This is a genomic window from Streptomyces sp. MMBL 11-1 (assembly GCF_028622875.1).
Classification (GTDB): Bacteria; Actinomycetota; Actinomycetes; order Streptomycetales; family Streptomycetaceae; genus Streptomyces.
Window position 1 is genome coordinate 4444078 of the sequence record NZ_CP117709.1, and the last position, 12599, is coordinate 4456676.

The following is a 12599-nucleotide window of genomic DNA, read 5'->3' on the forward strand; positions in this document are numbered from 1 at the left end:
CTCGACCGTGCACCAGTGCACCGCTGTCGCCCTGCTGAAGCCCCCGGGTTTCCTTCTCGCCCTCTCGGCCCCCGGACATCGCCCGGAACCCGGGCACGTGCTCTGCGAGCTGGGCGAGGACCATGAAGACGGCCACGGCGACCACCGTGACGGTGACCACGGTGCCGACCACGACGCAGAGCACGCGGCGATGCTGTGGGACGAGGGCGGACGGCCCGGGAGCGCCGTCTGGGTTCGGTGGAGCGTGGAGCGGACGCGCTTGGATTCGCTCCCGTGGTGCCCTGTGCGCGATGCGCGGAAGGAGGCCTGCGAGCTGTTCGCCGGGCACCGGTCCGAGCACAGCTGGCGCGTCACGGACCCCACCGATGAGGCGATCACCCGGGCCCTCGCCGCGCGGCATCCCCATCTCTTCCCCGAGTACAGGGACGGGGGCGGGACGGCGTGACCCTCACCGGCCGCTGGCCGCTGGCCGCTGGCCTCCGGCCTCCGGCCTTTGAGCCGGATCACGGTCGCCCCAGGCGCGGGCCGGGCCCCGGCCGCCGGTGTGGATGGGGCGGTCGCGACGGTCGTCGCCGCAACCATGCCCCGAGGCCTTGGACCGTGGCCACCCCGGATCAGCTCGCCGGGGTGCCGGTCCACGTCGGCCGACCGCCGCCGAGGCCCTGGCCCGCTCCCTTCACCCTGCTGTCGTCCGGTCGGTCCCGTCCGGCCGCCGTGACGACCTGGACCCGCTTCCCCACGCGTCGGCCGCCACGACCAGGCACACGGCCACCAGGACCACGTTCTTGACCACGTACTGCCCTTCCATGGTCGGCGCGGGGGAGTGGGGCTGCCACATCGCGTCGGGGAGGAGGAAGAGGGTCGAGAAGACCCCGCCCATGTGGAGGAAGAACGCGACGAGGGCGGGACGCAGCAGGCGTCCGCCGACGATCAGGCCGATGCCGATGGCCGTCTCCAGGGCCGCGAGGGAGAGCAGCAGCACCGTCTCCGGTACGAGACCCAGGGTCATCTTCGTGGCCGCGTCCACGGCCATCTGCTCCGCAGGGCTGGCCGAGGGGAACAGCTTCAGGACGCCGAAGCCGAGGAAGACGATCCCGACCGTCAGCCTCAGCAGGGCCAGGGAGTGGCTGCTGACGTGGTCGGCCAGCCGTCGAAGGGCGCGCGCGCCGGCTGCCGCCGGACGTTCGCGTCCGAACTCCGGCTCGTGGGAAGGGGGTTCAGTAGCGCTGCCGGGCGGGGGGAGGCTCGGCTCGGCGGTGTGGCTCCTCATGTGCGATCTCCCGCTGTGTCCGTGGGGGTGGGAAAGCGTGCATGGGCGGTCCGCGCGGGTACGCGGGCGCCTGTGGGGCGTTTGCGGGAAGCGTCGACTCTGTCGCTTCGGCGCACGGAGTGACGGGGCTTCTCGCTCGGGCCCGTCGTCCTGAAGCTGGTGGTCAGCCTGTTGGTCAGCCGTTGGCGGCGATCCGGGCGTGTGGCACGCCGACGGTGATGCGGCGGCTGCCGCCTGCGGCGCGCGGCGTCCGGCCGTCCTCCGTCCCCAGCTCTGCGGCCGGCGCTCTCTGGCTGCTCATGGGTTCTCCTCGGCTGGCGTGTCAGGAGGATCAGGAGGATCCGGAGGATCTGGGCGGTGTGGATGGGAGGGGGGAACGCGCCTGGCCGGGTACATGGGCGAGGCAGGGGCGGCGTGTGAACACCGCCGCCGACTGCCTCTCACTGCTTGGTCTAGACCATACGGATGGGGGTCCGGAGGTCAAGAGGCTTATGGAGCGGCCTCTGCTGGAGGCAACGCGTTCGCGCCAAGTTGCATCAGGGGTACGTATGCGGGGCGCGCAGGCGCTGGGGGTCCGGTGATCGGCCGCGCGGGCGGCCGGGGCCTGCCGCGTCGGCGGGGCCGCCGCCCGGCTCACCGGCCCGGACGGACTCCGGCCCGCCCCTCGGCTGAGCAGCCTTGTTCCGTCGGCTCCGGCCCCGGTGGGCTCCGGGGGGCGCGTTCCGGGCCGTACTTCCACGGCCTCTTCGCGCCATGCGGGCGCTCTGTCACCGGCTGAGCCCGTTACTCGCCGGCGCGCGGGACTTCACCGGTGATTCATCCGGCCGAAATTAGTCCCGCTGATTCCGGGAGAAAACTCTCATGCCCCGTACCGTGCGGCCGGGCAGTCGGCCGGGCAGTCGGTCGGACGGCCGACCGGGCACTAGCGGGTGCTAGGCGGGCATCCCGTCGGGCGCGTCCCTGACACGCGTCGGGGCCCGGAGCGCGTGCCGCCCCGAGCCCCTGCGTAGCCCGTAGTCCGTAGCCGGTAGCCCGTAGTCCGTAGTCCGTAGCCGGTCATCCGTGACGTGCGACCGGCAGCCGGTACCGGTTTCCGGCAATCAGCCGCCCCGCCCCCGGTTCAGCGCTCCAGCCCGCCCCGCGCGATCACCTCCGCGTACCAGCGCGCGCTGTCCTTCGCCGTGCGGCGCTGGGACGCGAAGTCGACGTGCACGATGCCGAACCGCTTGCTGTAGCCGTACGCCCACTCGAAGTTGTCCAGCAGCGACCACAGGAAGTACCCGCGTACGTCCACCCCGTCCGCGATCGCCCGGTGCACGGCCGCCAGGTGGGCGTCCAGGTACGCCACCCGCTCCGGGTCGTGGACCGCGCCCTCCGGGTCGGCGTAGTCGTCGTACGCCGCCCCGTTCTCCGTCACCAGCAGCGGAACGGCGGGGAGTTCGTCGCGGAGGCGGGCCAGCAGCTCGTAGAGGCCGTTCGCGTCGACCGGCCAGTCCATCGCGGTGCGCGGACCGGCCGCCGGGGTGAACGCCACATGCCGCTCCGCGCCCGCCCACGGGGACGGGGACTCCGACGCGCCCGCCGAAACCACGCTGGGGGAGTAGTAGTTGATGCCCAGCGAGTCGATCGGCGTCGACGTCACCTCCAGGTCGCCGTCCCTCACGAACGACCAGTCCGTCACCTCCGCCGTGTCCTCGACCAGGTCCTGCGGCAGCCGGCCGTGGAAGACCGGGTCCAGGAAGATCCGGTTCGCCACCGCGTCGATCCGGCGCACCGCGTCCCGGTCCGCCTCCGTGTCCGCCAGCGGGCGCAGCGCGTGCAGGTTCAGGGTGAGGGAGATCTCGGCGGTGTCCGGCAGGAGGCCGCGCAGGACGCGGGCGCCCGCGCCGTGCGCCAGGTTCAGGTGGTGGGCGGCGCGCAGGGCCGCGAGGTCGCTGGTCCGGCCGGGGGCGTGGACCCCGTTCCCGTACCCGAGAAACGCCGCGCACCAGGGCTCGTTGAGCGTCGTCCAGGTCTCCACCCGGTCGCCCAGCGCCCCGGCCACCAGGCCCGCGTACTCCGCGAACCGGTGCGCCGTGTCCCGCTCCGGCCAGCCGCCCGCGTCCTCCAGCTCCTGCGGCAGGTCCCAGTGGTAGAGCGTGGCGACCGGTCTGACGCCGGCCGTCAGCAGCTCGTCCACCAGGCGGCGGTAGAAGTCCAGGCCGCGCTCCACGGCCGGGCCCCGGCCGGTCGGCTGGACCCGGGGCCAGGAGACGGAGAACCGGTAGTCGGTGACGCCCAGTTCCTTCATCAGGCGTACGTCGTCCGGCATCCGGTGCAGATGGTCGGCGGCGATGTCGCCGGTGTCGCCGTTGCGCACCTTGCCGGGTGTCCGGCTGAAGGTGTCCCAGATGGACGGCGTACGGCCGTCCTCGGTGGCGCCGCCCTCGATCTGATAGGCGGCGGTGGCGGTACCCCAGCGGAACGCGGTGGGGAAGCGGAGTTCCCCCACGGTCTCGGGGCGGGGCTCCGTGGAGTTCGCCGGACGGGCATCGACAGCGGTCATGAGACTGACACTCCAGAGGTGAGGGAGGGGCGGGACGGGGGCCCGTGGAAGGGGCGGGGCAGAGTCCGAGTCCCGCAGGGCGGGGCGGGAAGGGCGGTTCCCGCAGGTGGTCCCCGCAGGGAGGTTCCGCAGGGCGGGCGAGGGAGGGCGGTCCCTGCAGGTGGTTCCCACAGGGGGTCCCGCAGGCGGTCCCCGCCGGGGGTTCCCGCGGGGCGCTGCGGCGTACGGCGTCAGCCCTTGACCGCGCCCTGCATGATGCCGCCGACGATCTGCCGGCCCAGCAGGCCGAAGACCAGCAGCACGGGCAGCGTGCCGAGCAGCGTGCCGGCCATGATCACCGACTGGTCGTTGACGTAACCGCCGCCGAGCTGACGCAACGCGACCTGCACGGTCGGTTCCTGGGAGGACAGCGCGATGATCGGCCAGAAGAAGTCGTTCCACGCCGTCATGAACGTGAGCATCCCGAGCACCGCCATCCCGGGCCGCGCGATCGGGATCACGATCGACCAGAAGATCCGGGCCGTCGACGCCCCGTCGACCCGGGCCGCCTCGATCAGCTCGTCCGGCAGCGACTGCACCAGGTACTGGCGCATGAAGAACACCCCGAACGCCGAGACCAGACCCGGCAGGATCACCGCCTGGAGCTGGTTCACCCACTGGAGCTCGGCGATCAGCATGAAGAGCGGGATCACCCCGAGCTGCGGCGGGATCATCATCGTCCCGATCGTCAGCGTCAGCAGCGCGCCCCGGCCCCGGAACTTCAGCTTGGCGAAGGCGAATCCGGCCAGCGTGCAGCACAGGACCGTGCCGATCGTGATCGAGCCGGACACGATCAGCGAGTTCAGCAGGGCCTTGCCGATGTCGGCCTCTTCGAGGACCGCGTCGAAGTTCTTGATGAGGTTCGGCCCGGGCAGCAGGCTCGGCGGGACCTGCGCCAGGTCCGCGTTGGACCGGCTGGCCGCGACGATCGTCCAGTAGAACGGGAACGCGGAGATCAGCAGCGCGACACCGAGGATGAGGTAGGAGAGCCAGCCGCCCTTCATCGTCCGGCCCGCGCCCCCTTTACGTATCCGCTTGCGCGGGGGGTCCTGTGGCGGGCGGCCCTTGCCGGGCGAGGTCGGCGGTGCGGCGAGCGCGGTCATCGGCCGGCCTCCTTGCGTGCGCGGCGGCGCACGATCAGGGCGTTGACCCCGACGAGCACCACGATCAGGACGAACATCACCCAGGCGATGGCCGCGGCCCGGCCCAGGTGGAAGAAGCCCCAGCCCTGTTCGTACATGTACAGGCCGAGGGTCTGGTACTGGTGCGAGATGCCGCCGGAGATCGATCCCTCGAACAGCAGCGGCTCGCCGAAGAGCTGGGTCGCGCCGATCGTCGAGATGATCACCGTGAAGACGATCGTGGGGCGGAGGCCGGGCAGCGTCACGTGGATGAACTGCCGCCAGCGCGAAGCCCCGTCCATCTCCGCCGCCTCGTACAGCTCGTGCGGGATCGACTGCATGCCCGCCAGATAGATCAGCGCGTTGTATCCGGTCCAGCGCCAGATCACGATGGTGGAGACCGCGATCTGCGAGGCGACCGTGCCCGTCTGCCAGTCCACCGGGTCGAAGCCGACCAGCCCGATCACGTAGTTGATCAGCCCGAAGTCGCGGCCGAAGAGCTGCGCGAAGACGAGCGTGGCGGCGGCCACCGACGTCGCGTACGGGAGCAGGATCGCCGTCCGGATGAAGGTCCGGCCGCGCAGCTTGTAGTTGAGCAGGTGCGCGAGGCCGAGTGCCATCGCGAGCTGCGGGACCGTGGACAACACGCCGATCGTGAACGTGTTGCGCAGCGAGATCCAGAAGTACTCGTCGGTGAACAGCGCCGTGTAGTTGGCGATGCCCCGCCACTCCATCTCGCCGCTCGTCTGGAGCTCGACCCGGTAGAGCGAGACGAACGCCGTGTAGAGGAGCGGGAAGAGCCCGAAGGCCAGGAAGAGGGTGAAGAAGGGGGCGATATAGGCGTACGGGGAGGCCTTGCGCCAGGTGCGCCGGAGGGCGGCGGCCCGGCCGTCGTCGGGTCCGGGCCCGGTTCCGGACGGGCGGGGCCCGGCCTTCGCGGTGGCGGTGAGGGACACGGTGCGGCCCTTCGGGATCGGGAGCGGGATCGGGAGCGGGCAGGGTGCGCGGGAGAGGGCGCGGGAGAGGCGGAGGAGAGGGCGCGGGAGAGGCGGAGAAGGGAGGGGCAACGGGGGTGGGGTGACGGGGTGAGGTACGGGGGTGGGGCCGGACCGCCGCTGTGCGCGGGGCGGGCCGGCCCCGGGGAGGGAGGCGCGGGAGGAGGAGAGGGGGACAGTGGTGGGCGGCGTCAGCCGATCACGTTGTCCACGCCCTTCTTCGCCGTCTGCCACGCCTTGTCCGACGACGTCCCCTTGCGCTCGACCTCGCTCAGCGCGTTCGTGATCTGCTGCATCACGTTCTGGTCGTGCACACCCAGCACCTGGACCGGGGACTCCTTGGCCGCCTCACCGAAGATCTGGCCGATCGGGGCGCCCGAGAAATACTCGTCCTTGGCGTCCGCGATGGTCTCGATGGCGCCCGTCGAGGACGGGAAATTGCCCTGCTTCTGGAAGACCTTCGCCTGCTGCTCGGGGGCGGTCAGCCACTCGATCAGCTTGTACGCCTCCTCCTTGTGCTTGGCCGCACGCGGGATGGAGAGGTACGAGCCGCCCCAGTTGCCCGCGCCGCCGGGGAGCTTGGCGATGTCCCACTTGCCCTTGCCCGCGTCGCCGGCCTGACCCTTGACGTAGCCGAGCATCCAGGCCGGGCACGGGATCGTCGCGAACGAACCGGCCGCGAACGCCTGGTTCCACTGCGGGGACCACTGGTCGAGCTTGGCGCTCAGGCCCGCCTCGGCCGCCTCCACGGAGGTGTCCCAGGCCTTCTTGACCGCCGGGTTCTTCTCGTAGATCAGCTCGCCGGAGGCGTCGTAGTACCGCTCCTTCTCCTGGCCGATCATGATCCCGTAGAGCGAGCCGACGCTGTCCAGCCAGGCGCTCTTGGCGGGGGCCTTCTTCTTGTACTGCTTGCCCAGCTCCAGGTAGCCGTCCCAGGTGGCCCACCTCGCAGCGAGCTCCTCGCGGTCCGTGGGGAGGCCCGCCTGCTCGAAGAGGTCGGTGCGGTAGCACATCGCCTCGGGGCCGACGTCCGTGCCGAGGCCGAGGATCTTGCCGTCCTTCGTGGTCGCCGCCGACCACTTGGCCTCGGCGAACTCGTCCTTGAGCTTGTCGGCCCCGAACTCCTTCAGGTCCTGGAACTTGTCGGCCTGCTGCTGGGTGACCGACGCGATGCGGCCCACCTCGACGCCTTGCACGTCCGCGAGACCGCCGCCGCCCGCGAGGCGGGTCTGCAGCGACTTCCAGTAGTCCGCCTCGTCCTGGGTGTCGCTCTGCTTGATCGTGATGCCGGGGTTGAGCTTCTGGTACTCCTCGTACAGCCCGGCCTCCTTGAAGCCGAAGGACCCGAAGAGGTCGACGTTGAGGGTGACCTTTCCGCCCGCGCTGTCGGAGGAGTCCGACGAGTCGCTTGATCCACAGGCGGCGAGGAGGGCCCCGGCGAGGACGACCGCGCCGAGGCGGGCGGTGGCTCTCTTGGCGGCTCGGGCGATGGGCATGGGAAGCTCCCTTGGCTTCGGGATGAACCGAGCGCTTTGAGAGCGCTCTCAAAACCTGCGTCTGGAGCGTCCCCCACCACCCCCGTCCCGTCAAGACTCGAACACATAACGGCTTGGGGTCGCCCTGGGAGTCGCCCAACTGCCGTCTGTGTGCGATCTCTTGACACTTACGTTTCAGGAGTTTTACGTTCCTTGGCACTTGAGAGCGCTCTCGAAAGCGCTCTTCCCCCCCATGATCGAGGTGCTGCTCGTGCGAACCTCCCTCCCCAGACTCGCCTCCAGACCCGCCGCGGCGACGCTCCTCGCCATCGCCGTGGCCGCTGTGGGCCTGGGTCCCGCCGCTTCCCCCGCTGCCGCCGCCACCATCCCCGCCGGTGCCGGCAGCTACTCCGACTCCCGCCCCGCCGGTACCTCGGGCCCGACGACCAACACCGGCGCGCCCGTGACCCCGAAGGTCACCGCCGCCGCGCGGGACAAGCCGGTCCCCACCAACGACTGGTGGTCCTCGCTGGCCTTCCAGCGCTACGGCGACAACCCGTACAGCACCCCCATGTACGGTCACCCGCTCACGTACCAGGCCAAGGCCTCCGGGCTGGAGGTCGGCTATCCGACCACGCCCGCGATCGTCGGCGACGGCCGCCAGTACGAGTACGCCCACAAGGCCGACCTCACCGTCGGGCTCTCCGGCCTGAACTCGCCCGACACCAAGGCCGACGCCTGGTCCGACTGGACGGTCACGCCCTACTGGGCCGACGGCTCCCGCACCTTCCGGGCCACCATCGGCCACGGCATGCCCTTCGTGTACGCCAAGGGCTCCGGCGGCGACGCCCGCATCACCACCGCCTCCACGCCCACGGTCTTCTCCGACCAGGGCAACGTCCTCGGCATCACCGTCGCCGGGCACCACTACGCCCTCTTCGCCCCGACCGGCAGCGACTGGAACGTCTCCGGCACCGCGATCACCGCAGGTCTCGGCGGGAAGGACTACTTCTCGCTCGCCGTGCTGCCCTCCACGGACGCGCTCGCGACCTACCGGAAGTACGCCTTCAGCTTCGTCACCGGCTCCCAGGTGGCCTGGCAGTCCACCGGCGGCAACGTGCGGGCGACCTACAGCCTGACCACCGAGGCCAAGGAGGGCACCGAGCGCGGCACCCTCCAGGCCCTCTACCGCCACCAGTGGCTGCACACCACCGACGCGCTGACCCCGTACACGTACGTCTCACCGCGCGGCACGATGAAGGTGCGCGAGTCCGCCTCCTTCACCACCAGCCAGAAGAACAACGGCGTCGTGCCCGCGCTGCCCGCCTCCACCGGGGTCGACAAGGCCCGGCTGGCCGGCTATCTCAACGAGGTCGCGAACGCCTCCGACCCGTTCTCCGGAGCTGCCGACACCTACTGGACCGGCAAGGCGCTCGGCCGCCTCGCCCAGCTGGTGCCCGTCGCCGACCAGATCGGCCAGACCGCCACCCGCGACAAGCTCCTCGGCCTGATGAAGGGCCGGCTCCAGGAGTGGTTCACGGCGGGCGGGGCCAGTGAGTTCAGCTACGACAAGGACTGGAAGACCCTCACCGGCTACCCGGCCTCGTACGGCAGCGACACCGAGCTCAACGACCACCACTTCCACTACAGCTACTACGTCTACGCGGCGGCGGTCATCGCCCAGTACGACCAGGCCTGGGCCGCGGACTCCGCGTGGGGCACGATGGTCAAGCACCTGATCCGCGACACCGCCAACGCCAGCCGCACCGACTCCGCCTACCCGTTCCTGCGCGGCTTCGACGTGTACGCGGGCCACAGCTGGGCCTCCGGCCACCAGGGCTTCGCGGCGGGCAACAACCAGGAGTCCTCCTCCGAGTCGATCAACCTCAGCGCCGGCCTGGTCCTCTGGGGCGCGGCCACCGGTGACACCAGCCTCCGCGACCTCGGCAGCTACCTGCTGACCACCGAGTCCGAGGCGATCACCCAGTACTGGTTCGACGCCTCGCAGCAGGTCTTCCCCGCCTCCTTCGGCCACGACACGGTCGGCATGGTCTGGGGCAGCGGCGGCGCGTACTCCACCTGGTGGACCGCCAACCCGGAGGAGATCCACGGCATCAACGTCCTCCCGGTGACCGGCGGTTCGCTCCACCTGGCCCGCGAGAAGGCGGCCATCAAGCGGAACATCGCCGAGATGGAGCGGGAGAACGGCGGTCCCGCACAGGAGTGGCGCGACCTGCTCTGGCAGTTCGAGTCGCTGTCGGACCCGGCGGCGGCGAAGGCCAAGTGGGACGGGGCGAACGGGAACTACACCCCGGAGCAGGGCGAGTCCAAGGCGCACACCTACCACTGGATCAACACCCTGAACACGGTCGGCGCGCCCGACATGACGGTCAGCGGGGACCTGCCCACGTCCGCCGTGTTCTCGAAGGACGGCGTCCGCACCTACACCGCCCACAACCACGGCTCCACCGCCCGTACGGTCACCTTCTCCGACGGCAAGACCCTGTCGGTGCCGGCCCGTTCGACGGCGACGAGCACGGGCCCCGGCGGCGGCGACCCCGGCCCGGACCCGGACCCGGACCCGCCGACCGGCAACACCTTCCGGCTCAAGTCCGGCGGCGTCCTCACCACCGCCACCACCGACCCGGCGGGCGCGGACAGCATCGCCTCGGCCGACGGCGTCAACCGGGACGGCACCCCGTACCGGCCGACCGTCTACGAGGTGAAGAAGGTCAACGGCAAGGTCGCCTCCGGCGCGGCCACCGCGTTCCGCCTCCGGGTGGACGCGGGCACGAAGGTCGGTCTCGCCCCGCAGGTCCGGGTCAGCTACGACCTCACCGGCGACGGCACGTTCGACCGGGCCGAGACGTTCCGCTACTTCGCGACCGACCCGGTCAACGGGTGGGAGGAGTACACGCAGGCGGTCGGTACGAAGGCCGTCACCGGGAGCCTGGGCGAACTGAAGAACGGCACGGTCCGCCTGGAGATCTGGAACGCGCTCGGCAACGGCACGTCCCAGGTGCAGACCGGCACGGACGCGGCCGTGCTGAAGATCCCGTACGTGTAGAACACGCGATCCCGTACGGACAAGTATCCCGTACGGACAAGTACGGACAAGTGACGGCGGGATCTGTGTGTGGCGTGTAAAGGCGTGACCATACGGGCACGTTGTGTGCGGCGGGTCTCCGGTTCCTCAGGCGGAGGCCCGCCGCACTGCTGTGGGTGCGCTCCTGCGGGAGCACGGGGGTCGGCGGGCCCTCGGCCCCTCGGCCCCCTCTGTCCCCTCGGCCCCTCTGTCCCCTCGGCCCCGGCTCTCAGGCGGAGGCCCGCCGTACCAGTGTCGTCGGGGTGATCACCGAGTCGGGCGCCGGGCCGTTGCCCGTACGCTCCCGGTCCAGGCCGCGCAGCAGCAGACGGGCCATCAGCCGGCCCTGCGCCTCGATGTCCTGGTTGACCGTGGTCAGCGGCGGATCGGTGGTCCCGGCCACCGAATCCATGTCGTCGAACCCGACGACCGCCACCTGCTCCGGCACGGCCACTCCGCGCTCCCGCAGCACGCGCAGAGCACCCGTGGCCATCAGGTCGTTCGCCACGAACACCGCGTCCACGTCGGGCCGCCGCTCCAGCAGCTCCGCCATCGCCCGCGCTCCGCTCTCCACGGTGAACGCGCCCTGGGCGACCAGCGTCGGGTCCGCGTCCGGCAGGACGTCCCGGTAGCCGTCGAGGCGGTCCATCGCCGAGGTCTGGTCGGGCGGTCCGGCGATGTGCGCGATCCGCTCCCGCCCGAGGTCCCTCAGATACCGCACGGCCACCCGCGCGCCGCCCCGGTTGTCCGCGTCCACATACGGGACGGCCTGGTCCCCGGGGTCGGCGGTCCAGCTGGGCCGGCCCCCGTACACCGTGGGAATCCCCGCCCGCCGCGTGATCGCGGGCAGCGGGTCGTCGGTGTGCAGCGAGAACGCCAGCGCCCCGTCGACGTGCCCGCCGGACAGATACCGCGCGATCCGGTCGAAGTCGCCGGGGCCCTCCACCAGCAGCAGGACGAGCTGGGTGTCGTGGGCGGTCAACTCCTTGCTGATGCCCCGGATCTGCTGGGAGAAGAAGGGGTCCGAGAAGATCCGTATCTCCGGCTCCGCGATGACCACGGCCACCGCGCCCGTCCGCCGGGTGACCAGTGTCCTGGCCGCGTGGTTCGGGATGTAGCCCAGCTCGTCGACCGCCTTGAGCACCTTGTCCACGAGCGGCTGGCGGACTCCGTCGCCCCCGTTGACGACTCGCGAGGCGGTGGCCCGCGATACCCCCGCACGTGCCGCGACGGCTTCCAGGGTGGGCCGGGACCCGGGGGACTGCTCGGGCAAGGCGTTCGCTCCTCGTCGAGGGGGGGCGGCGGTAAGCGGGCTGGGTGCGTGCGGGCGCGCGGGGTGCTGCGCGTGCTCGGTGTCGCCGCCGGATCGTCTACAGCCTAGCGCCGGGCACCGACAGCTCTGAGAGCGCTTCCAGGCGAGCCCGTGCGAGGGTAACCGTCGGTAGTGACGACGTGGTTGCCCGAACCGCGCCTCTTCCGGGCCCACTGCGCGTTGGACACGCTGGGTATATATGGCCATCACTCAGAGTGGAAGGTGTGCGGCATGGAAGCGACGGAGCGGCGCAGGGCGGCGGCGGACCGCGTGCGGGCGGCGGAGGACGCTGTGGAGCAGCTGAGGCAGGGGCTCGCGGAGTTCGGGGTGAAGCTGCCGTCGTTGCGGATCGATCCGGTCTCGTGTGCGGGTGACGAACCGACACCCCTGGTCGACCTGGGCCGCTGCAACATCGACACCGCGTTGCGGCTGTCCGAGGTGCTGGCGGAGAAGGGGAGCGGTCATGACGGGTGAGGGATGCGAGCCGGTGCCCGAGGCGGGCGGGTTCGTGGTGGACGCGCGGGACGGGCGGGTCGGCCGGGTGACGGGCCGGGCCGGGCCGAACGTGCGGCTGCGGCCGCCCGGCGGAGGGCCGGAGTGGGAGTGCCCGCCGGAGGCGGTGCGGACGCCGTCGCCGGGAGTGGTGCTGCGCGCCCGGGTGACGGAGATCAACAGGGCGGGGCAGCTGCCGCGTTGAGGAGGCCGGGCGGAGGGGTGCCGCCGCACAGGCCGGGCCCGGCGGTCCGGTGGCCCGGCG

General features: G+C 71.4%; 11 protein-coding genes. 4 read left to right on the plus strand and 7 right to left on the minus strand.

From position 1 onward, the window contains the following. Positions 1-7 precede the first annotated feature (7 nt). Positions 8-445, plus strand: a complete 438-nt coding sequence (locus PSQ21_RS19540) for a hypothetical protein (RefSeq protein ID WP_274031913.1) — start codon at positions 8-10, stop codon at positions 443-445. 231 nt (positions 446-676) lie between these two features. On the opposite strand, the gene PSQ21_RS19545 is transcribed toward PSQ21_RS19540, so the two are convergent. The 6 genes from PSQ21_RS19545 to PSQ21_RS19570 form a co-directional block, all read right to left on the minus strand. Further along, the gene (locus PSQ21_RS19545; protein ID WP_274031914.1) at positions 677-1270 is read right to left on the minus strand and encodes a DoxX family protein; all 594 of its coding nucleotides are present in this window, start codon (positions 1268-1270) and stop codon (positions 677-679) included. 175 nt (positions 1271-1445) lie between these two features. Beyond that, complete coding sequence (locus tag PSQ21_RS19550) at positions 1446-1571, minus strand: hypothetical protein (RefSeq protein ID WP_274031915.1); 126 nt, start codon at positions 1569-1571, stop codon at positions 1446-1448. Between the two features lie 819 nt (positions 1572-2390). Next, positions 2391-3815 (minus strand): GH1 family beta-glucosidase, encoded by a 1425-nt coding sequence (locus PSQ21_RS19555; protein ID WP_274031916.1) that lies wholly within the window; start codon positions 3813-3815, stop codon positions 2391-2393. 230 nt (positions 3816-4045) lie between these two features. Then, entirely contained in the window at positions 4046-4957 is a 912-nt protein-coding gene (locus PSQ21_RS19560; protein WP_274031917.1) for a carbohydrate ABC transporter permease, read from the minus strand. Beyond that, positions 4954-5931, minus strand: a complete 978-nt coding sequence (locus PSQ21_RS19565; protein ID WP_274031918.1) for a carbohydrate ABC transporter permease — start codon at positions 5929-5931, stop codon at positions 4954-4956. Before PSQ21_RS19565 ends, PSQ21_RS19560 begins: the two co-directional genes overlap by 4 nt. Positions 5932-6161: 230 nt before the next feature. Then, the gene (locus PSQ21_RS19570) at positions 6162-7466 is read right to left on the minus strand and encodes an ABC transporter substrate-binding protein (RefSeq protein ID WP_274031919.1); all 1305 of its coding nucleotides are present in this window, start codon (positions 7464-7466) and stop codon (positions 6162-6164) included. 232 nt (positions 7467-7698) lie between these two features. On the opposite strand from PSQ21_RS19570, the gene PSQ21_RS19575 reads away from it, so the two are divergent. After that, positions 7699-10512 carry a glycosyl hydrolase gene (locus PSQ21_RS19575; RefSeq protein ID WP_274031920.1) on the plus strand — a complete coding sequence of 938 codons (2814 nt, stop codon included), beginning with the start codon at positions 7699-7701 and terminating at the stop codon, positions 10510-10512. A 247-nt stretch (positions 10513-10759) separates the two neighbouring features. Here the strand turns inward: PSQ21_RS19575 and PSQ21_RS19580 are convergent, their stop codons facing one another. Further along, positions 10760-11803, minus strand: coding sequence for a LacI family DNA-binding transcriptional regulator (locus tag PSQ21_RS19580; protein WP_274031921.1), 1044 nt, complete (start codon positions 11801-11803; stop codon positions 10760-10762). A gap of 270 nt (positions 11804-12073) precedes the next feature. On the opposite strand from PSQ21_RS19580, the gene PSQ21_RS19585 reads away from it, so the two are divergent. After that, positions 12074-12316, plus strand: a complete 243-nt coding sequence (locus PSQ21_RS19585; RefSeq protein WP_274031922.1) for a hypothetical protein — start codon at positions 12074-12076, stop codon at positions 12314-12316. Beyond that, positions 12306-12539 (plus strand): hypothetical protein, encoded by a 234-nt coding sequence (locus tag PSQ21_RS19590; RefSeq protein WP_274031923.1) that lies wholly within the window; start codon positions 12306-12308, stop codon positions 12537-12539. Before PSQ21_RS19585 ends, PSQ21_RS19590 begins: the two co-directional genes overlap by 11 nt. The last annotated feature ends 60 nt before the right edge of the window (positions 12540-12599 follow it).